17 protein-coding genes and 2 tRNA genes are annotated in these 19,828 nt (G+C 57.5%); 7 read left to right on the top strand and 12 right to left on the bottom strand.

Features of this window, described 5'->3' with window-relative positions:
- Window positions 1-13 precede the first annotated feature (13 nt).
- From LDN84_RS07575 to LDN84_RS07560, 4 genes are all read right to left on the bottom strand, one after another.
- The gene (locus LDN84_RS07575; RefSeq protein WP_223910653.1) at window positions 14-358 is read right to left on the bottom strand and encodes a c-type cytochrome; all 345 of its coding nucleotides are present in this window, start codon (window positions 356-358) and stop codon (window positions 14-16) included.
- A 292-nt stretch (window positions 359-650) separates the two neighbouring features.
- On the bottom strand, window positions 651-1,970 hold the full coding sequence (locus LDN84_RS07570; protein ID WP_223910650.1) for a 3-deoxy-D-manno-octulosonic acid transferase: 1,320 nt from the start codon (window positions 1,968-1,970) through the stop codon (window positions 651-653).
- Between the two features lie 9 nt (window positions 1,971-1,979).
- Window positions 1,980-2,996 carry a lipopolysaccharide heptosyltransferase I gene (waaC, locus tag LDN84_RS07565; protein WP_223910647.1) on the bottom strand — a complete coding sequence of 339 codons (1,017 nt, stop codon included), beginning with the start codon at window positions 2,994-2,996 and terminating at the stop codon, window positions 1,980-1,982.
- Between the two features lie 30 nt (window positions 2,997-3,026).
- Window positions 3,027-4,409 (bottom strand): phosphomannomutase/phosphoglucomutase, encoded by a 1,383-nt coding sequence (locus LDN84_RS07560; protein WP_223910643.1) that lies wholly within the window; start codon window positions 4,407-4,409, stop codon window positions 3,027-3,029.
- 143 nt (window positions 4,410-4,552) lie between these two features.
- Here LDN84_RS07560 and LDN84_RS07555 point away from each other — a divergent pair, with 143 nt between their 5' ends.
- From LDN84_RS07555 to LDN84_RS07545, 3 genes are read left to right on the top strand one after another with little or no spacing between them, the layout of a single operon-like run.
- Complete coding sequence (locus LDN84_RS07555; protein WP_223910640.1) at window positions 4,553-6,100, top strand: AlkA N-terminal domain-containing protein; 1,548 nt, start codon at window positions 4,553-4,555, stop codon at window positions 6,098-6,100.
- 57 nt (window positions 6,101-6,157) lie between these two features.
- Window positions 6,158-6,652 (top strand): methylated-DNA--[protein]-cysteine S-methyltransferase, encoded by a 495-nt coding sequence (locus LDN84_RS07550; protein ID WP_223910637.1) that lies wholly within the window; start codon window positions 6,158-6,160, stop codon window positions 6,650-6,652.
- Window positions 6,649-7,545, top strand: a complete 897-nt coding sequence (locus LDN84_RS07545; RefSeq protein ID WP_223910634.1) for a DMT family transporter — start codon at window positions 6,649-6,651, stop codon at window positions 7,543-7,545. Before LDN84_RS07550 ends, LDN84_RS07545 begins: the two co-directional genes overlap by 4 nt.
- On the opposite strand, the gene LDN84_RS07540 is transcribed toward LDN84_RS07545, so the two are convergent.
- From LDN84_RS07540 to scpA, 5 genes are all read right to left on the bottom strand, one after another.
- Window positions 7,525-8,025 carry a VOC family protein gene (locus LDN84_RS07540; RefSeq protein ID WP_223910631.1) on the bottom strand — a complete coding sequence of 167 codons (501 nt, stop codon included), beginning with the start codon at window positions 8,023-8,025 and terminating at the stop codon, window positions 7,525-7,527. The two genes, LDN84_RS07545 and LDN84_RS07540, sit on opposite strands and share 21 nt — an antisense overlap.
- Window positions 8,022-10,070: an acetyl-CoA carboxylase biotin carboxylase subunit gene (locus LDN84_RS07535; protein WP_223910628.1), complete on the bottom strand. Its 2,049-nt coding sequence runs from the start codon at window positions 10,068-10,070 to the stop codon at window positions 8,022-8,024. Before LDN84_RS07535 ends, LDN84_RS07540 begins: the two co-directional genes overlap by 4 nt.
- 20 nt (window positions 10,071-10,090) lie before the next feature.
- Window positions 10,091-11,623 (bottom strand): acyl-CoA carboxylase subunit beta, encoded by a 1,533-nt coding sequence (locus LDN84_RS07530; protein ID WP_223910625.1) that lies wholly within the window; start codon window positions 11,621-11,623, stop codon window positions 10,091-10,093.
- 61 nt (window positions 11,624-11,684) lie between these two features.
- Window positions 11,685-12,704: a methylmalonyl Co-A mutase-associated GTPase MeaB gene (meaB, locus tag LDN84_RS07525; protein WP_223910622.1), complete on the bottom strand. Its 1,020-nt coding sequence runs from the start codon at window positions 12,702-12,704 to the stop codon at window positions 11,685-11,687.
- 36 nt (window positions 12,705-12,740) lie between these two features.
- Window positions 12,741-14,897 (bottom strand): methylmalonyl-CoA mutase, encoded by a 2,157-nt coding sequence (scpA, locus tag LDN84_RS07520; RefSeq protein WP_223910618.1) that lies wholly within the window; start codon window positions 14,895-14,897, stop codon window positions 12,741-12,743.
- A gap of 131 nt (window positions 14,898-15,028) precedes the next feature.
- Between scpA and LDN84_RS07515 the strand changes: the two genes are divergently transcribed.
- The gene (locus LDN84_RS07515; protein ID WP_223910615.1) at window positions 15,029-15,676 is read left to right on the top strand and encodes a GntR family transcriptional regulator; all 648 of its coding nucleotides are present in this window, start codon (window positions 15,029-15,031) and stop codon (window positions 15,674-15,676) included.
- 41 nt (window positions 15,677-15,717) lie between these two features.
- On the opposite strand, the gene LDN84_RS07510 is transcribed toward LDN84_RS07515, so the two are convergent.
- Window positions 15,718-15,794 (bottom strand) — tRNA-Arg (locus LDN84_RS07510).
- 17 nt (window positions 15,795-15,811) lie between these two features.
- Window positions 15,812-15,888 (bottom strand) — tRNA-Pro (locus tag LDN84_RS07505).
- Between the two features lie 133 nt (window positions 15,889-16,021).
- Between LDN84_RS07505 and aat the strand changes: the two genes are divergently transcribed.
- Together aat and LDN84_RS07495 are read left to right on the top strand one after the other, a co-directional pair.
- Window positions 16,022-16,768 (top strand): leucyl/phenylalanyl-tRNA--protein transferase, encoded by a 747-nt coding sequence (gene aat / locus LDN84_RS07500; protein WP_223910612.1) that lies wholly within the window; start codon window positions 16,022-16,024, stop codon window positions 16,766-16,768.
- Window positions 16,769-16,794: 26 nt separating this feature from the next.
- Complete coding sequence (locus LDN84_RS07495; protein WP_223910608.1) at window positions 16,795-17,565, top strand: YdcF family protein; 771 nt, start codon at window positions 16,795-16,797, stop codon at window positions 17,563-17,565.
- 22 nt (window positions 17,566-17,587) lie between these two features.
- On the opposite strand, the gene LDN84_RS07490 is transcribed toward LDN84_RS07495, so the two are convergent.
- A complete protein-coding gene (locus tag LDN84_RS07490; RefSeq protein ID WP_223910603.1) occupies window positions 17,588-18,901 on the bottom strand; it encodes a hemolysin family protein in 1,314 nt (437 codons plus the stop codon).
- Between the two features lie 24 nt (window positions 18,902-18,925).
- On the opposite strand from LDN84_RS07490, the gene LDN84_RS07485 reads away from it, so the two are divergent.
- Window positions 18,926-19,771 carry a symmetrical bis(5'-nucleosyl)-tetraphosphatase gene (locus tag LDN84_RS07485; RefSeq protein WP_223910600.1) on the top strand — a complete coding sequence of 282 codons (846 nt, stop codon included), beginning with the start codon at window positions 18,926-18,928 and terminating at the stop codon, window positions 19,769-19,771.
- Window positions 19,772-19,828 lie beyond the last annotated feature (57 nt).

Raw genomic sequence — 19,828 nt, 5'->3', positions numbered from 1 at the left:
TCGCAGTGCAGTGTTAATGGGAAAGAATCCAGTCAGCCAGGTTTTTCTGTTCTTTCAGATCTTTGGTGTCAATGACTTTATGTTCCTGCTCGGTGCCATCAGCCAACTTCACTTTTTTACCGTCAGTCATGTTTTTGACAGCTTTTTCCTGTCCATCAGCCTTGCCTTTGTACTTTTCCGAGATTTTTTTCAGCGACGGACCCTTTTTTTCTTTGTCTACAGAGTGGCATTTGGTGCAGTCATTACTTTTGAAAAGCGCTTTTGCGGCTTCTTCATCAACAGCTGCTTGAGCCGGTGCCACACTGGCCAGGCCTAAGAACACAGTTGCAATCACGGTGGGTAATGAAACTTTAATCATCTGAACGCTCCTATAAAAGTTTTTGGATGAATGCCGGACAACAACTTGCTAGCTCACCCGGTTCGTCGTCTTAAGGCTTCATTACAAAACTTCACATTTGCTTAACAACGCGAACTTGTGGAGATCATAAAACCTTAAGGCTTGTATGGTAGTTCAATTTGAGTTTTAAGTGCTCGGCGTTTGATTTAAATCAACCGAGCAAAGATGATCAGACTTGAAAAACTCTTGATCAAAAGAACCAACCAAAAAAATTGGTGGTGTAAAACCGATCTCAACCTGGCGTTGCCTCAGTCTATTCGGCCAAGAAGGGCATCAATGCGGCAGCCAGTCGTTGGGCCGCACCTTGGTGGGACTGGGCAAAGTGCCGAGCTGATTCCCGGGCAACGAGTAATCGGTTGTCGCTCAAAGACAACTCACAGGCCCTATCAACTGCTTGTGCCAGGTTGGCAGAGCGCTGCGCGGCACCTGCAGCCAAGGCTTTTTCTGCAGCTTCCGCAAAGTTGAATGTGTGAGGCCCCATCACCACCGGGCAAGCGCAGGCCGCAGCTTCGATGAGGTTTTGCCCTCCCAAGGGCTCAAAGCTGCCACCCAGCAAAGCCACATCAGCCAGGCCGTAGTACAGCGCCATTTCACCCAGCGAGTCCCCCAGCCAGATCGTCGGCTGCCCCGCCGTCGGGTTTGGGCCAGAGGCAGGCCAGGCACTGCGGCGCTGCACCGCAAAGCCCTGGGATTGAATCAAAGTAGCCACCGCATCAAAACGCTGTGGATGACGTGGCACCACCAGCCACTGTACCTTTAATACTACAGAATCAGTAGCATCTTGCGCTTGATGGGTCTGCACTGGAAGCCAAAAACGCTTCAAAATATCCAGCAAAGCCTGTTCTTCACCTTCCCGTGAGCTGGCCAGCATCACCACCGGTTGGGGGCACTGCTCGCGCCAGGCACGGCCCTGCATCACTTGGGTGGGGTTAGGGGTAGCATCAAATTTCAGGTTCCCCATCACACCTTCCACTTTGGCTCCCAAGGACTGCAGACGCTGGGCATCAGCCTGGGTTTGCGCCCACACGGCCGTCAACGCCGTAAACGCCGGGCGCGCCAGCCAGGCCAGGCGCTGCGCTTGTTGGCGCGATTTGTCACTGAGCCGGGCATTCACCAACACCAGCGGCACAGCTTGCAGCTGGCAACCCAATACCAGATTGGGCCAGACTTCGGTTTCCATCAGGATGCCCAACTGGGGCCTGAAATGGGCCAAAAACCGCTGCACTGCAGCCGGTGTGTCCCACGGCTGCCAGGCTTGCAGATCCCCTGTGGCCAGCAGCTTTTGACCTTCAGCACGCCCGGTGGCCGTGCCGTGAGTGAGCAACAGGCGCATGTGAGGCCACTGCGCCCGCAAGGCCGCGATCAACACAGCGGCCGCTCGGGTTTCACCCAGCGACACGGCATGTAACCAGACGGTGGGGCCGGAATGTGGGGGCACGGCTTGGTCGTAATGGCCAAATCGCTCAGGAAGATGCTGGGCGTAGCCGGGTTCCTGCTGGCTACGGCGCAGCAGCTTGCGCTTGAGCAGTGGTTGCGCCAGCCACATCAGGCACGAGTAAAACCAGCGAATCATTAAATAAGCTCAAGCACTGAGCACCGCACACCAAGCCTGCCAGACGGCGTCCACACTGGGGGCAGGTTGGGCAAACACACTGCACTGGTAAGGTGGCTGTTCTGCGACGGCATGGGGCAAGGGGCCGGTACGCCAAGCCGTGTCAAAGTTGTACAGCTGTACATGCGGCAGATCCAGTGCCACGGCAATGTGGCTCAGACCACTGTCCACCCCAATCACGCCAAAGCAGGTGGCCAGCGCATCGGCGAGTGCATCCAGCGCCAAACGGGGCCATACCTGGGCATGCTCCAAACCATAAGCAATCGCGTTGGAGACCTGCTCTTCGGCCTGGTTGCCATGCGGCAAAGCCACGCCAAAACCGGCCTCATTGAGCCGCTGCGCCAGTTCACGCCAGTGTTCCAGTGGCCACTCCTTATCCGCCCGCGAGGTGCCATGCACCAGTGCCACCATACCGCGAAGGCCGCGCCTGAATGCTATATTTTTAATAGCTTCTTGCGCTTTATCCTTATGGGTTTCAAGCCCAAAGTTCATATCAATAGGAGCGGTATGATGCAGCGCCAAGGCACATAATTCACGCGAGCGTGTCACGGCATGGCTGTGCGTGGGCAGGTGAAAAGCCACATCAGCCACCCAACGGGTCGGGGCTTCAAAGCCGGAACCTTCGGTTTGATTGGCCAAACCATAACGCTTGCCGCCACGGCTCAGGCGAGCCAGCCAGGACACCAGCGCGGATTTGGTTAAACCCTGCAAATCAATCACCGCGTCATAACGTTCCTGCTGTAATTCGTTTTTGAAAAGCGCCCAGGCGCGCCGGGTTTCTGCACTGAAAGGGCTTTGACGCCACTGGCGCAAGTCCACCGCAATCACCCGGCGTACACCTTTGCAGCGGCGCACCAGCGGCACAAAACCACGTTCGACCACCCAATCAATCTGTGCACCAGGGTGCTCCCGCACGATATCCTGCACCGCGGGCATGGCATGCACCACATCACCCAGCGAAGACAGTTTGACAATCAGAATTTTCAAATCGACACACTCACAGTCAACACCCCTCCATCAATGCGCAGCCTCATCGGTTACCGCGCCGGGCATCACCTGATGCAACAGGGCCATCATGTCGGTCTGGATGCGGTTCAAAGCCTCTGGTGTATGACCTTCAAAACGCAGCACCAGCACCGGTGTGGTGTTGGAGGCGCGAATCAGCCCAAAACCATCGGGCCAATCCACGCGCAGGCCGTCAATGGTGTTGAGAGTGGCTGGGGCCGGGAAATGAACCGTAGCGACCAGTTGCTCAACCAGCGTATGAGGCTGCCCTTCCGCGCACTTGACGTTCAGCTCTGGCGTGGAAAAGCTGGTGGGCAAGGCGTTGAGCACCCCATTGGCATCGGCCGACTGGCTCAAAATCTCCAGCAGACGACAACCGGCATACGTACCATCATCAAAACCATACCAACGCTCCTTGAAGAAGACGTGGCCGCTCATCTCCCCCCCCAATGGGGAGTTGATTTCTTTCATCTTGGCTTTGATGAGCGAATGACCGGTTTTGAACATCATCGGCACACCACCCGCCGCCTCAATGGCGGGTGCCAGGCGCTGTGAACACTTCACGTCAAACAAAATCGTGCCGCCGGGCACGCGCTTGAGCACATCGGCGGCAAACAACATCATCTGCCGATCCGGGTAAATGGTGTTGCCGTCTTTGGTGACGATGCCCAGACGGTCACCATCACCATCAAAGGCCAGACCCAGCTCGGCATCACCAGCTTTCAGGGCAGCCATCACATCACGCAGGTTCTCGGGCTTGCTGGGGTCCGGGTGATGGTTGGGGAAGTTGCCATCCACCTCGCTGAACAGCTCGGTCACCTCGCAGCCAATGGCGCGCAGAATGCCGGGGGCAGAGGCACCCGCAATGCCGTTGCCACTATCCACCACAATCTTCAGGGGGCGAGACAGCTTGATGTCACCCACAATCCGTGCGGTGTAATCGGCCAGCACATCCACATGGCGAATCTGGCCACCGGCACGTAATTCCCAGCTCTCATCTTCCATGATGCGACGCAGGTTCTGGATTTCGTCACCATAAATGGCCCGGCCTGCCAGCACCATCTTGAAGCCGTTGTAATCCTTGGGGTTGTGACTGCCGGTGACCTGGATACCGCTGGCGCACAACGTGTTGGCCGCAAAGTACAACATGGGGGTGGTGGCCAAGCCAATGTCAATCACCTCCACACCCACGTCAGCCAGACCACGCGTCAGGGCAGTACTCAACTCCGGCCCGCTCAGACGGCCATCACGGCCCACGGCAACCTGGGTTTGACCTTCACGCAAGGCCACGGTGCCAAAGGCGCGACCCAAGGCTTGCGCCATGGCGGCATCAATGGTGCTGGGCACGATGCCCCGAATGTCATAGGCTTTGAAAATGCTGGAGTTAAGCTTCATAGTTGTATTCCCTGGCAGATGGATCGGATGGTTTTCGGCTTGGATTGTAGAGGCGACAGCTGGCACAGACATGTCCGAAAACGGCTATCCATGGGCCTGGAATCAGCTGGCTGATCGGGTGATGCACGCTTATGATCCCTTGCATGAACAGTCCCGACACCCCTGATGATATGGATGCCTGCTACCTCGCGCTCAAGGCACATGATGCGCGGTTTGATGGCCGGTTTTTCACGGGCGTGACATCAACCGGTATTTATTGCCGCCCGGTATGCCGCGTGCGCACGCCCAAGCGGGAAAACTGCCGTTTTTTCAACCTGGCCGCGCAGGCCGAGCATGCCGGTTTTCGCCCCTGCCTGCGCTGCCGCCCGGAACTCGCCCCGCGCCAGTTGATGCCTGGCATGAGTACCGGGAAGGCCTGGTCGATGCAGGATGCCTCGGCCATTCTGGCAACTCAGGCTGCAGCGCTCATGGACGCTCCTGCACCTTCAGGCCTCCCTGCGATGACGGTGCAGCGCCTGGCCCTGCGGCTGGGCATCAGCGACCGCCATCTGCGCCGCATTTTTGAGGCGCAGATGGGGGTATCACCCCTGCAGTACCTGCAAACGCGCCGGTTACTGAGTGCCAAACAGCTGCTCACCGATACTTCGCTGGCCGTGGCCCAGGTGGCCGAGCTCAGCGGCTTTGCCAGTGTGCGGCGCTTCAACACCGCCTTTGTCACCCACTACGGCCTGAACCCGACGCAGTTGCGCCACACCCCTGAATCACAACACACGCCTGCCAGCAAAGAGGGCATTCATGTCCGGCTGAGCTACCGGCCCCCTTACGATGTGGCGGCCATGCTGCACTTCTTGGCGACCCGTCAAATCACCGGGCTGGAGGTGATGGACCCCATAAACGCCAGCCTGGGCAAAACCATGGCGCTGCACAACGGCCAACATCTCGCTACGGGCTGGGTGCAGGCCCGTTGGGACGAAGCACGCTGCCGCGTCAACCTGCAGGTAAGCGACGCTTTGGCAGAGGTGCTGCCGCAGGTCATCGCCCGTGTGCGTGCGCTGCTGGACCTGGATGCCGACCCGCAGGCCATCAACCAAGTGCTGCACAACCATTTTCCCCAGGGCGACGGCTTGCGCCTGCCCGGCACGCTGGATGGTTTTGAGCTGGCGGTGCGCGCGGTGCTGGGCCAGCAAATCACGGTGGCGGCAGCACGCACACTGGCTGAGCGGCTGGTGACACACTTTGGCGAACCCATCGTCACCCCGCTGGCCGGGTTGAGCCGCTTGTTTCCAACGCCCCAGGCCCTGGTGGCAGCCAGCGCCGATGCCCTAGGTGCTTTGGGTATCGTCAAGCAAAGACAGGCGGCCATTCAGGCACTGGCCCGTGCGGTGACCAGTGGTGAGCTGTGCCTGGACACGGTGGCCGATGTTCCCAGCACCATGGCCCAATTGCAGACCCTGCCCGGCATCGGTGACTGGACAGCCAACTACATTGCCATGCGCGCCCTGCACTGGCCCGATGCGTTTCCCTCCGGTGATGTGGCCTTACACAAAGCCCTGGGCGTGCGGAATACACCCCTCCCCGCCAAGGCCGCACTGACGGCATCCCACGCCTGGCAACCCTGGCGCAGTTATGCGGTGATCCGAGCCTGGGCCACCCTGCCCCGACACACCAAGCCCGACAAGTCCACTCAATAGCTACTAAATTGATAGCTACTAGCGCTTATTCATAAAGCACACAAGGCCAAAAATACCATGAAACTCCCCGACCATACCGTCTGTTCACACACCCCCAGCCCATTGGGGCCCATCACCCTGGCCGCAGCCGGTGACAAACTCGTGGGTGCCTGGTTTGAAGCTCAGGCCCACCTGCCCGATTTGTCCCGCTATGCCCAAGCCCCCGACCACCCGGTACTGCAACAAGCAGCCCGCCAGTTGGCCGACTACTTTGCCGGGCAGCGCCACCAGTTTGAGTTACCGCTGGACTTGAGCACCGGCACCACCTTTCAGCAAAAGGTGTGGCAGGCCCTGCTAGGCATCCCACGTGGGCAAACCTGCAGTTACAAAGCCTTGAGCGCCACCATTGGCCAGCCTGCGGCCGTACGCGCCGTAGGGGGTGCGGTGGGGCGCAACCCCTTGAGTATCATCGTGCCCTGTCACCGCGTGGTCGGCAGCCATGGAGCCCTGACCGGCTACGCTGGCGGGCTGGATCGCAAAACCGCCCTGCTGCATCTTGAAGGCTTCCTTTGAAATCCTCTTCCCACTCCAAACCTTGGCTTGTTGAATTTGTACTGCTGGGGGCCATCTGGGGTTCCTCCTTTTTGTTCACCCGGTTTGGCGTGGCTGAATTTGGGGCTATCCCCACGGCCGGCCTGCGGGTGGCGATTGCCGCGCTGTGTTTGCTACCGCTGCTGCTGGCCCGTGGGCAGTGGCCTGCGCTGCGCCAGCACTGGAAAAAAATCTTCCTGATGGGGCTGTTCAACTCCGGCATTCCTTTTGCGCTGTACGCCTATGCCTTGCTGTCCATCAGCACCGGTTTGTCGTCCCTGCTGAACGCCACCGTGCCGCTGTTTGGGGCCATGGTGGCCTGGTTGTGGCTCAAAGACCGCCCACACGGCATGAAGATCGTGGGGCTGCTGATTGGCTTCATAGGGGTCGCCATGCTGGCCTGGGGCAAAGCCAGTTTCAAACCCGATGCCTCGGGGCTGGCCACCGGCTGGGCGGTGCTGGCGTGTTTGGGGGCTTGCCTGTGCTACGGCATTTCGGCCAGCTTCACCAAGCGTTACCTGAGTGGCCAGCCCTCACTGGTGATTGCCACCGGCAGCCAGATCGGTGCAGCTCTTGGGCTGGCACTGCCTACCCTGTGGTTGTGGCCCAGCCAGATGCCCAGCCTCACCGCCTGGCTGGCCTTGCTGGCGGTGGGTGTGCTGTGCACCGGGGTGGCCTATGTGCTGTATTTCCGCCTGATTGACAAGGTCGGCGCAGCCGGCTCCCTGACCGTCACCTTTTTGATCCCGGTGTTTGCGGTGCTCTACGGCGTGGTGTTTTTGGGCGAGGCCGTCACCGGCTGGATGGTGCTGTGCGGCAGCATCATTTTGTCGGGCACTGCCTTGTCCATGGGTTTACTGAAAAGGGCTGGCTGACAAGCTGGCAAAAGCCGCCACCACTTCCGCGGGGGCTTGCACCATCTCGATCAGCACACCTTCACCGGCAATCGGGAACTCCTCATTGGCTTTGGGGTGCAAAAAACAGATGTCAAAACCCGCCGCACCTTTGCGAATGCCGCCTGGCGCAAAACGCACGCCATTGGCCGTGAGCCACTCCACCGCCTTGGGCAAATCGTCAATCCACAGGCCGACATGGTTCAGCGGAGTGGTGTGCACCGCCGGTTTTTTGTCCACATCCATCGGCTGCATCAGATCGACTTCGACCTTGAACGAGCCACTGCCCATGGCGCAAATGTCTTCGTCGACGTTTTCACGCTCACTCTGGAACGTGCCAGTGACCTCCAGGCCCAGCATGTCGACCCAGAGTTTTTTGAGCTGCGCCTTGCTGGTGCCGCCAATGGCGATTTGCTGGATGCCCAGCACTTTGAAAGGACGTTGAAGTGCCGGGACGTTCATGCAAACTCCACAATCGGCTGATCCACCGTCAGGCTTTCACCCTTGTTGGCCAACACTTTGCTAACCACACCATCGGCGGCGGCAAACAGCACGTTTTCCATCTTCATGGCTTCAATCACCGCCACACGTTCACCGGCCTGCACTTTTTGGCCTGGAGCCACCGCCACATCGACCAGCAAACCGGGCATGGGTGAGAGTACATAGCGGCTCATGTCTGGCGGTGCCTTGAAGGGCATCAGCGCGTGTAACTCTGCCATACGTGGGGAGATCACCAGCACGTCCAGGCGAGTGCCGTTGTGCTGCAAACGCAGTGCCAGCGGGTTTTTGGGGGTGCCACGTTCCACTTGGGCCGTAAAGGGTTCTCCGTTCACCGTACCCCAAATACACACGTCATTGAGGCGCGAATCGCTACAAATTTCATAGCTGCTTGCACCCATTTTGATGCGCGCAAAGCCTGTTTTGCCTGCAAACTCATCGACATGCACCGGGGTGTAGGCATTGCTGCCATCATCACCCAGGGTGACCACCACATAGTCGCTGCCGATGTTGACCGCATAACCCGGCAACTGGCCTGACAGGCTGGCCGCACGTTCGCGTGACTTGCGGCGCACAAAGGCCGCCAGCGCCAGCATGAAATGCGGGTCTTCGTGCGGCACGTCCTCGGCTTTGAAGCCCTGAGCGTAGTGTTCGGCAATAAAACCAGTGTTGAAGTTGCCCGCGACAAACTTGGGGTGCGCCAGCAAGGCGGCCTGGAACGGAATGTTGCTGCTGATGCCGCGAATGACGAAGCCGTTAAGCGCTTCACGCATCTTGGCGATGGCATCCAGCCGGTCGGTGCCGTGCACGATCAGCTTGGCAATCATCGAGTCGTAAAACATCGGAATCTCGCCACCGTCTTGTACACCAGTGTCCACCCGCACGCCAAACCAATCGAGGGTGTTGGACTGGAACATGGTTTGTGCAGGCGGAGCAAAACGCACCAGACGGCCGGTGGAGGGCAGGAAGTTGCGGAACGGGTCTTCGGCGTTGATGCGGCATTCAATCGCCCAGCCATTGCGTTTGACTTCAGCCTGGGTCATGGGCAGTTTTTCGCCCGCGGCCACGCGAATCATCAGCTCCACCAAGTCGAGCCCGGTGATGCACTCGGTGACCGGGTGTTCCACCTGCAAGCGGGTATTCATTTCCAGAAAGTAGAAGCTCTGGTCTTTACCAACCACAAACTCCACTGTGCCGGCGCTTTGGTAGTTGACCGCTTTGGCCAGGGCCACGGCTTGTTCACCCATGGCTTTGCGGGTGGCATCGGAAATAAACGGGGATGGCGCTTCTTCAATCACCTTCTGGTGGCGGCGCTGGATTGAGCATTCACGCTCATTGAGGTAAACCACGTTGCCATGGGCATCACCAATCAGCTGGATTTCGATGTGACGCGGTTCTTCGACAAACTTTTCGACAAACACGCGGTCGTCGCCAAAACTGTTGCGGGCTTCATTGCGGCAGCTGGTGAAGCCTTCAAACGCTTCCTTGTCGTTGTAGGCCACACGCAAGCCTTTGCCACCACCACCAGCGCTGGCCTTGATCATCACCGGGTAGCCAATACCCTGGGCAATTTCAACGGCTTTTTCAGCGGTTTCGATGGCGCTGTTGACCCCCGGAATGCAGTTGACACCGGCGCTGCCGGCGAGTTTTTTCGACTCGATCTTGTCGCCCATGGCGGCCATGGAGTAATGTTTGGGGCCGATGAAGACAATGCCTTCCTCTTCCACCCGTTTGGCAAATTCGGCGTTTTCGCTCAAAAAACCGTAGCCGGGGTGCAGCGCCTGGGCACCGGTTTGTTTGCACGCGGCAATGATCTTGTCACCCACCAGGTAACTTTCGCGGCTGGGGGCCGGGCCAATGTTGACGGCCTCATCGGCCAGCAGCACAAAGCGGGCATCTTTGTCGGCATCGGAATACACCGCCACGGTTTGAATGCCCATTTTTTTCGCCGTGGTAATGACACGGCAAGCGATCTCGCCACGGTTGGCGATCAGGATTTTGGTAAACATATTCTTGTACTCCTCGGGTCTTAAAGGGGAATGTTGCCGTGTTTGCGCCAGGGGTTCTCAAGCTTTTTGTCCTTGAGCATCACCAGGCTGCGGCAAATGCGTTTGCGGGTTTCGTAGGGTTGAATCACGTCGTCAATGAAGCCGCGTGCACCGGCCACAAACGGGTTGGCAAAACGGGCTTTGTATTCGGCTTCCTTGGCGGCCAGCTTGGCCGGGTCACCCTTGTCTTCGCGGAAGATGATTTCCACCGCGCCTTTGGCTCCCATCACCGCGATTTCGGCGTTGGGCCAGGCGAAGTTCACGTCACCACGCAGGTGTTTGGAGCTCATCACGTCATACGCGCCGCCGTAGGCCTTGCGGGTGATGACGGTGATTTTGGGCACGGTGCATTCAGCGTAGGCATAGAGCAGTTTGGCCCCGTGTTTGATGATGCCGCCGTACTCTTGTGAGGTGCCGGGCATGAAGCCGGGCACGTCGACAAAGGTGATCACCGGAATGTTGAAGGCATCACAAAAACGCACAAAACGCGCGGCCTTGATGCTGCTCTTGATGTCCAGGCAACCAGCCAGCACCAGCGGCTGATTCGCCACGATACCGACAGTCTGACCGTCCATGCGGGCAAAACCGATCAGGATGTTTTTGGCGTACTCGGGTTGCAGCTCAAAAAAGTCGCCATCGTCCACCGTTTTGACGATCAGCTCTTTCATGTCGTAGGGCTTGTTCGGATTGTCGGGCACCAGGGTGTCCAGGCTGTGTTCCAGGCGGCCACTGGGGTCACCACTCTGGCGCACCGGGGCTTTTTCGCGGTTGTTCAGCGGCAGGTAGTTGTAGAGGCGGCGCAGCATCAGCAAGGCTTCTACGTCGTTCTCAAACGCCAGGTCGGCGACACCGCTCTTGGTGGTGTGGCTGATGGCTCCGCCCAACTCTTCGGCGGTAACTTCTTCGTGGGTGACGGTTTTGACCACTTCAGGGCCGGTGACAAACATGTAGCTGCTGTCCTTGACCATGAAGATGAAGTCGGTCATGGCCGGGCTGTACACCGCACCCCCGGCTGAGGGCCCCATGATCATGCTGATCTGTGGCACCACGCCGCTGGCCATCACATTACGCTGGAACACGTCGGCATAACCGCCAAGAGAAGCCACACCTTCCTGAATACGCGCACCACCCGAGTCGTTCAGGCCAATCACCGGTGCACCCACCTTCATGGCCTGGTCCATGATCTTGCAGATTTTTTCAGCATGGGCTTCAGACAAGGCACCACCAAACACGGTGAAATCCTGGCTGAAAACAAACACCAGACGGCCGTTGATCATGCCGTAGCCGGTGACCACACCGTCACCGGGAATCTTGTTGTCCTGCATGCCGAAGTCTGAGCAGCGGTGCTCCACAAACATGTCCCACTCTTCGAACGTGCCTTCATCCAGCAACACTTCCAGGCGCTCACGGGCGGTGAGTTTGCCTTTTTTGTGCTGCGCGTCGATGCGCTTCTGGCCCCCACCCAAGCGGGCGAGTTGGCGCTTTTTGTCCAATTGTTCAAGGATGTCATGCATGGCTGGGTCTCTCTTTTGTCAGAAATGGATCGAATTTAATCACTATACAATTTATAGCTATCTACGTTTGATTCTCTTGCGCTGCAAGCATATTTCTTGCTGCAGTGGAGGCGGCCAGTCGGCCTTCAAGCACCTCCTGGGTCAATTTGGGCAACAACTCCTTGACCGCAGGGTGCTGGGCAAATGCCTGCTTCAACCCGGCATCAATACGCTCCCACATCCAGGCCAGAGCCTGTTTCTGGCGGCGCACGTCAAACTTGCCGTTCCGGGTTTGAAGGGCCTTGAATTCAAGCACCTTGCTCCAGAAGCTGTCAACACCCTGGGCATGCAAGGCGCTGAGCTGGATCACTTGCGGGTGCCAGATGGCAGCGTCATGGTGCATGTGCTCCGGGTTGCCATGCAGGCCGAGCAAGCGCAGGCTGGAGGTGATCTGGGCGCGGGCGCGGGTGGCGGCATCGGGGTCGATATCGACCTTGTTGATGACCACCAGGTCGGCCAGTTCCATCACGCCTTTTTTGATGGCTTGAAGATCATCACCCGCATTGGGCAACTGCATCAGCACAAACATGTCGGTCATGTTCGCCACAGCGGTTTCACTTTGGCCCACACCCACGGTTTCAACAATCACCACGTCATAACCCGCCGCCTCGCAGACCAGCATGGCCTCGCGGGTTTTCTCGGCCACACCACCCAGCGTACCGCTGCTCGGGCTGGGGCGGATGTAGGCCTTTTCATGCACCGACAGCATTTCCATACGTGTCTTGTCGCCCAGGATGGAGCCGCCAGAAACCGAACTGCTGGGGTCTACCGCCAGCACCGCCACCCGGTGGCCCTGCCCGATCAGATACAGGCCAAGTGCCTCAATGAAAGTGGATTTGCCCACACCAGGTACGCCGCTGATGCCCAAGCGGAAAGACTTGCCGGTGTGGGGTAACAAGGTGGTCAACAGCGCGTCGGCCTGCACCCGGTGGTCTGGGCGGGTGGATTCGAGCAAGGTGATGGCTTTGGCCACGGCGCGGCGTTGGCGCAAGCCATCATATTGGGTGATGCCATCCAGCAAGCCACCAATGGACTGAGTCATAAACTTATTCAATATCCGCTGTGTCTAGCGAGCCATTCAGCCCAAAGCCTTCTTGATCTGCTCCAACACATCCTTGGCGCTGGCCGGAATCGGCGTGCCGGGGCCGTAGATGCCTTTGACACCGGCCTCATACAGCATGTCGTAATCCTGGCGCGGAATCACGCCACCAACGAAGACGATGATGTCATCGGCACCCTGCTTTTTCAGCTCAGCAATGATGGCGGGCACCAGGGTTTTGTGGCCAGCGGCGAGTGTCGAGACACCCACGGCGTGTACATCGTTTTCAATCGCCTGGCGGGCGCATTCTTCAGGCGTTTGAAACAGCGGCCCCATGTCTACGTCAAAGCCCAGGTCGGCAAAGGCGGTGGCTACCACTTTGGCGCCGCGGTCATGGCCGTCCTGGCCAAGTTTGCTGATCATCACCCGTGGGCGGCGGCCCTGCTCGGTGGCGAACTGGGCAATTTCTTCCTTGAGCTTGTCCCAGCCTTCGGCGCTGTCATAGGCGGCGGCGTAGACACCGGTCACTTTTTGGGTGTCCGCACGGTGGCGGCCAAATGATTTTTCCATGGCATCACTGATTTCCCCAACGGTGGCACGCACCCGCACCGCCTTGATACACAAATCCAGCAAATTGCCGGTGCCACTCTCTGCTGCACTTTCGATAGCTTCTAACGCTTGCTGTACCTGCGCTGCATCACGTTTTTGCTTGATGGCATTGAGACGGGCAATTTGGGAATCCCGCACCGCCACGTTGTCAATGTCACGGGCTTCAATGGTGTCTTCGGTCTTGAGTTTGTATTTGTTCACGCCGACGATCACATCTTTGCCGCTGTCGATGCGAGCCTGTTTTTCAGCCGCTGCGGCTTCGATCTTGAGCTTGGCCCAGCCGCTGTCCACCGCCTTGGTCATGCCGCCCATGGCTTCAACTTCTTCGATGATGGCCCAGGCAGCATCCGCCATGTCCTGGGTCAGCTTTTCCATCATGTAGCTGCCCGCCCAGGGGTCGATTACATTGGTGATGTGGGTTTCTTCCTGGATGATGAGCTGGGTATTACGGGCGATACGGGCGCTGAACTCGGTCGGCAGCGCGATGGCTTCGTCAAATGAATTGGTGTGCAGTGACTGGGTGCCACCAAACACGGCAGCCATGGCCTCAATGGTGGTACGCACCACGTTGTTGTAGGGGTCTTGCTCGGTCAGACTCCAGCCGCTGGTCTGGCAGTGGGTGCGCAGCATCAGGCTCTTGGGCTTTTTGGCCTCAAAACCTTTCATGATGCGACACCACAGCAGACGGGCAGCGCGCATCTTGGCCACTTCCAAGTAGAAGTTCATGCCGATGGCCCAGAAGAAGCTCAGGCGGCCAGCAAAGTCGTCCACATCCATGCCCTTGGCAATGGCGGTTTTGACGTATTCCTTGCCGTCGGCCAGGGTGAAGGCCAGTTCCAGCGCCTGATTGGCCCCGGCTTCCTGCATGTGGTAACCCGAAATACTGATCGAGTTGAACTTGGGCATGTTTTTGGCGGTGTACTCGATGATGTCGCCAATGATCTTCATCGACGGCTCAGGCGGGTAGATGTAGGTGTTGCGCACCATGAACTCTTTTAGGATGTCGTTCTGAATGGTTCCGCTCAACTTGTCCTGGCTCACACCCTGCTCTTCCGCCGCCACCACGTAGCCCGCCAGCACCGGCAGCACCGCGCCGTTCATGGTCATGGAAACGCTCACCTTGTCCAATGGGATCTCATTGAACAGAATCTTCATGTCTTCGACCGAGTCAATCGCCACACCGGCCTTGCCCACGTCACCGGTCACACGCGGGTGATCAGAGTCATAGCCCCGGTGAGTAGCCAGGTCAAACGCCACCGACACGCCTTGCCCGCCTGCAGCCAGCGCCTTGCGATAGAAGGCGTTGGATTCTTCAGCGGTTGAAAAACCAGCGTATTGGCGGATCGTCCAGGGGCGTACCGCGTACATGGTGGCTTGGGGGCCACGCAGATACGGTTCAAAACCGGGCAAAGTGTCGGTGTGCTGCAGGTTTTGCGTGTCAGCTGCGGTATACAGGGGTTTGACCGTGATGCCATCGGGGGTCAGCCAATTCAGCGCATTCACATCTCCGCCGGGGGCAGATTTGGCGGCGGCTTTGGCCCAAGCGTCAAGGTTACCGGGCTGGAATTCTGGTGAGTGGTGTGTCATGGCGGCAATACAAGTGTGGGTTAGACAAATGGCATCTCGCTCAAGGCAGGCAGATGCCACATCAATCCAGCGAGTTTACGTTATTTATAATTATTGATGCAAAAAATTCTTTCCCGCTTACAATCCGAACCATGGCCGCCCTCTCCTTAGCTCCCCGCGCACTTTACGAAGAAGTTGCTGAACTTCTTCGTCAGCGGATTTTTAATCGGGAATTGGAGCCAGGCAGCTGGATTGACGAACTCAAAATCGCTGAGGCCTACGGCATCAGCCGCACCCCATTACGTGAGGCACTCAAAGTGCTGGCCGCCGAAGGTTTGGTGACCATGAAGGTACGACGTGGTGCCTATGTCACCGAAGTATCCGAACGCGATCTGGCCGATGTGTACCACCTGCTCAGCCTGCTGGAGTCCGATGCTGCCGGGGTCGTGGCCACCACAGCCACAGAAGGACAAATCCGCGAATTACAAGTTCTTCACCAAGAACTTGAACTTGCAGCCACACCCGACAAGCAAGATCGGGAGCGTTTTTTTGAGATCAATGAGCGCTTTCACATGCGTTTGCTCGAAATCGCCAACAACCGCTGGCGTGACCAGATGGTGGCCGACCTGCGCAAGGTGATGAAACTCAATCGCCACAACTCTTTGCTGAAATCAGGCCGTATTCAGGAATCCTTGAACGAGCACCGGGCCGTCATGCAGGCCTTGGTCGCAAGAGACCGTGAACTGTGCCAAAAATGCATGCAGGAACACTTTGCCAACGGGCTTGAAGCAGCCAATTAACTTAACTTGATTCAGTTTGAAGTGGAAGGCGGCCGATGGAATGGCCTGCCCGGAGGGGATCGAACCCCCGACCCACAGCTTAGAAGGCTGTTGCTCTATCCAACTGAGCTACGGGCAGAGATCACGAGAATATGATGGTCGGGGCGAAAGGATTCGAACCTTCGACCCTCTGGTCCCAAACCAGATGCGCTACCAGGCTGCGCTACGCCCCGACTCCTAGTATTGTACTGGCTCAAACCGCACTTTTTGCCCGCACCCCCAGGACGCTAGACTACTTTTTTTGCAATCCAACAAAAATGCATGCTGGCAAACACGATTCCGACACACTTTGAGCCCCATCCAATCATGTACCACCCACATCAGCCCCTTCTGTGGTTAGAGCCTGAGCAACCGTTTCCACCGATACAAGAGGCCTGGGGGCCAGACAGTCCGGCACCAGGCATCCTGTGTGCGGGCCGTGACCTGAGCCCCACAACCCTTCAAGCGGCGTATTCCAATGGCATTTTTCCTTGGTACAGCGCGGACCAACCGATTCTCTGGTGGAGTCCGGATCCCCGCATGGTGTTGCATGTGGATGAATTCCGTTTGCACCCCTCCATGAAGAAAACATTGAAAAAATTCAGCCGTACACCCGGGTGTGAAATCCGCATGGACACGGTTTTTCCCGAAGTGATTGAAGCCTGCAGCACCAGCCCCAGAAGTGGCCAATCAGGCACATGGATCGTGCCCGAAATGATGGCGGCTTACACCAACTTTCATCGCGCAGGCTTGGCGCACAGCATTGAAACCTGGGTCGACGGGCAACTGGTGGGTGGCCTGTACGGCATCAACATCGGCCATGCGGTGTTTGGTGAGTCAATGTTTCACCGGGCCACCGATGGCTCCAAAATCGCACTCGCCGCCTTGGTGGCTTTCTGCCGTCAACAGGGTCTACCCCTGATTGATTGCCAGCAAAATACACGCCATCTGGCTTCTTTCGGTGCAAGGGAAATCACCAGAGAAGCCTTTCTGGTTCAAATTCAAACGCTGCGCGACTTACCCTCACCCATCTGGCAATTTAATCCCGTGATGTGGCAACAACTCGGCATTTAAATGCTGCTCATTCGAAGAAATAACCCATGTTTATCGCTGCCAAATTTCTTGCTTTTCTGACCCAACCCCTGGCCTGGGTGGCCGTACTGATCCTGGCCTCCATGTCGTGTAGTCGACGCTGGCCCCAACTGGCCACCAGGCTGGGCGGGTTTGCCCTGGCCTTGCTGTTGGCCCTAGGCTGGGAGCCGCTGCCTGATGCCCTATTGCGTCAACTTGAATCGCAATATCCAGCGCTGCCAAACACCAGTTCACTGGATGCCTACGCGGGCGTGGTGGTGCTCGGTGGTGCGCTTGAGGCCAGCTATGTTTGGACAATACCAGGGCAAAGTGCCCTCAATGATGCAGCCGAACGCATGACCGAAGTGCTGCCCTTGCTGCGTCGTCAACCCCAGCTTCGGGTGTTATTCACTGGCGGCGAAGGCGAACTTTTTGCGAACACCCTGACTGAGGCCGAACGTGCCAGACAGTTTTTCACAAGTCAAGGTATTGACCCCGGAAAAATGCTGTACGAATCCACTTCACGCACAACCTATGAAAATGCACTATTCAGCAAATCCGTGCCTGGTGTGGATAACACACGTCCCTGGTTGTTACTGACGTCGGCTTGGCACATGCCACGCTCCATGGCTACGTTCAAAAATCTGGGCTGGAACGTGACCGCCTACCCGGTGGACTTTCGTACAGGAAACAGCACGCCTTTGAGCCAGTACAGCATGGACCATGGCGTTACAAAATGGAGGATTGCGCTACACGAACTCATTGGGTTACTGGCCTATCGACTCTCCGGGCGCAGTTAAGCCGATCCATCAACCGCTTGTTTCAGGATTCGCCCGTCAGCGACGTATCGGCCAAGCGACTTGCCAACACTTTGTCAACCCGTCGGCCATCCAGGTCAACCACCTCAAAACACCAACCTTCACAGTTGATTTTTTCAGCCGTAACCGGCAAGTGACCACTGACGGCCATGAGCAGTCCTGCGACGGTGTTGTAACGACCCCGCTCCTCCAGCGGGAGCTCCTCCAGATCAAGCCTGGCCTTGAGCTCGCTCACCGGCATCATGCCATCCAGCAACCAGCTACCGTCATCACGCTGCACCGCCCAAGCTTCGGTTTTGGCACTGGGCTGCAATTCCCCCGTGATGGCTTCCAGCAAATCATGCGGCGTAAGCAAGCCTTGCACCACGCCATATTCATCCACCACCAGCACCAAGCGGCCCACTTTGGCTCGAAACTGCTCCAGCAACTCCATACCACTCAAGGTTTCTGGCACAAACACCACCGGACTGACAACATCCTCCAGAATGCCCGGAGCATGAGCCCCCAGTTCCAACAAATGCGCCAGACTGATTTTCCCCACCACGTCATCAAGTGAACCACGACACACCGGATACCATGAATGAGCATGCAAGGCACCATCAGCCCCCACCTTCTGCAAAACTTGCGCCACCGTGGTGCTGGCATCGAGCCAAGCCACCTCGGCACGTGGCACCATCAATGAAGTCAAAGGCCGATCATCCAGGCCAAACACGTTCTGCACCATTTGATGCTCATGTTCTTCAATGACACCCGCATCAACCCCTTCTTCGAGGCTGGCACTGATTTCCTCTTCGGTCATGGCTCGCGCTGCATTGGTATCAATACGCATCAGCTTTAACACCGTTGCCGTTGAACCAGAAAGCAGTTTCACAAACGGTCCCGCAACCTTGGCCAACCACACCATGGGACGAGCCACCACACGTGAGACGACTTCAGGGTACAGCTGACCAATGCGCTTGGGCACCAACTCACCAAAAATGATGGTCGTGAAAGTGATCAAGGTCACCACCAGCGCTGTGGCGGAAATGGAAGCCGCTTTTTCTGCGACCCCAAAGGATTCAAACCAGGCCGTCAAACCAGCGCTGAATGCAGCCTCTCCCACAATACCGTTCAGCATGCCGATGGAGGTGATACCCACCTGCACCGTTGACAAAAATTGGTTCGGGTTATCCAGCAATGACAGCGCTGCCTGCGCCCCTTTATCACCTTCGTCTGCCATGGCATTCAACCGCGATTTGCGGCTGGCTGCCAACGCCAGTTCGGACATGGCAAACACGCCATTCAGCAAAGTTAAGAAAACAATCAGCAAAAATTCCATTAGTCTCAAACGACAATAAACACCATGGCACTTTACATGATTGGCGACGTGCAGGGCTGCGACAGCGCTTTGCAACGGTTATTGAACAAAATTTCCTTCTCCCCCAGCAGGGACACGCTCTATCTTTTGGGCGACCTGGTCAACCGCGGGCCAGACTCGGCTGGCGTATTGCGCCGCCTGATGGGTTATGGCGCAGCGGCCCAGTGCCTGCTGGGCAACCATGATTTACACCTGCTGGCGGCCTCCGTGGGGGCCCGCAAACCCAGCCGCAAAGACACCTTGCTCAATGTGCTGCAAGCACCCGACCGGGAGGCCATGTTGAGCTGGTTGCGCAGCCAACGCATGGCAATCTTGCTTGAGCATCACAAAAAATCCTATTTAATGGTCCATGCGGGCGTATTACCTGCATGGACAGCTACAAAAACAATAGCTCTTGCCGGCGAAATAGAAACGTTGTTGCGCAGCCCCTACCTGGGGGATTTTCTGCATCAGATGTATGACAACCAACCCAATGCCTGGAATGCCGAGCTGCGCGGCACAGACCGGCACCGTTTGATTGTCAATGCACTGACTCGCCTACGTTTTTGCACCACACAAGGTGAGATGGAGTTTGAAACCACCGACGCAGCCGATGCCGCACCCCCAGGTTACATGCCTTGGTACGATGTGCCAGGACGCAAAACGGCCGATGTGACGGTGGCCTTTGGTCACTGGTCTACTTTAGGATGGCTGAACCGTCCCGATGTGCTGGCGCTGGATTCCGGCTGTGTCTGGGGTGGCTGTCTGAGTGCACTCCAGCTCGGCGAGGATACATCTCATCACGAGCTGATTCAGGTGAAATGCGAGCAGGCTCAAAAACCTGGAACATGAAGATCTGGTGCAGCGCCAGGTCTGCCGCCAGAACACCAGCCGCTCAACCAGCCAGGC

The organism is Rhodoferax lithotrophicus, from assembly GCF_019973615.1.
GTDB classification, from domain to species: Bacteria; Pseudomonadota; Gammaproteobacteria; order Burkholderiales; family Burkholderiaceae_C; genus Rhodoferax; species Rhodoferax lithotrophicus.
This window is presented reverse-complemented; position numbering and strand designations above follow the sequence as displayed.

What these genes read in the sequence shown, in the direction of transcription:
- LDN84_RS07575 (WP_223910653.1), bottom strand. Translation starts at nt 358, where the DNA reads ATGATTAAAGTTTCATTACCCACCGTGATTGCAACTGTGTTCTTAGGC.
- LDN84_RS07570 (WP_223910650.1), bottom strand. Translation starts at nt 1,970, where the DNA reads ATGATTCGCTGGTTTTACTCGTGCCTGATGTGGCTGGCGCAACCACTG.
- LDN84_RS07560 (WP_223910643.1), bottom strand. Translation starts at nt 4,409, where the DNA reads ATGAAGCTTAACTCCAGCATTTTCAAAGCCTATGACATTCGGGGCATC.
- LDN84_RS07555 (WP_223910640.1), top strand. Translation starts at nt 4,553, where the DNA reads ATGAACAGTCCCGACACCCCTGATGATATGGATGCCTGCTACCTCGCG.
- LDN84_RS07550 (WP_223910637.1), top strand. Translation starts at nt 6,158, where the DNA reads ATGAAACTCCCCGACCATACCGTCTGTTCACACACCCCCAGCCCATTG.
- LDN84_RS07540 (WP_223910631.1), bottom strand. Translation starts at nt 8,025, where the DNA reads ATGAACGTCCCGGCACTTCAACGTCCTTTCAAAGTGCTGGGCATCCAG.
- LDN84_RS07535 (WP_223910628.1), bottom strand. Translation starts at nt 10,070, where the DNA reads ATGTTTACCAAAATCCTGATCGCCAACCGTGGCGAGATCGCTTGCCGT.
- LDN84_RS07530 (WP_223910625.1), bottom strand. Translation starts at nt 11,623, where the DNA reads ATGCATGACATCCTTGAACAATTGGACAAAAAGCGCCAACTCGCCCGC.
- meaB (WP_223910622.1), bottom strand. Translation starts at nt 12,704, where the DNA reads ATGACTCAGTCCATTGGTGGCTTGCTGGATGGCATCACCCAATATGAT.
- scpA (WP_223910618.1), bottom strand. Translation starts at nt 14,897, where the DNA reads ATGACACACCACTCACCAGAATTCCAGCCCGGTAACCTTGACGCTTGG.
- LDN84_RS07515 (WP_223910615.1), top strand. Translation starts at nt 15,029, where the DNA reads ATGGCCGCCCTCTCCTTAGCTCCCCGCGCACTTTACGAAGAAGTTGCT.
- aat (WP_223910612.1), top strand. Translation starts at nt 16,022, where the DNA reads ATGTACCACCCACATCAGCCCCTTCTGTGGTTAGAGCCTGAGCAACCG.
- LDN84_RS07495 (WP_223910608.1), top strand. Translation starts at nt 16,795, where the DNA reads ATGTTTATCGCTGCCAAATTTCTTGCTTTTCTGACCCAACCCCTGGCC.
- LDN84_RS07490 (WP_223910603.1), bottom strand. Translation starts at nt 18,901, where the DNA reads ATGGAATTTTTGCTGATTGTTTTCTTAACTTTGCTGAATGGCGTGTTT.
- LDN84_RS07485 (WP_223910600.1), top strand. Translation starts at nt 18,926, where the DNA reads ATGGCACTTTACATGATTGGCGACGTGCAGGGCTGCGACAGCGCTTTG.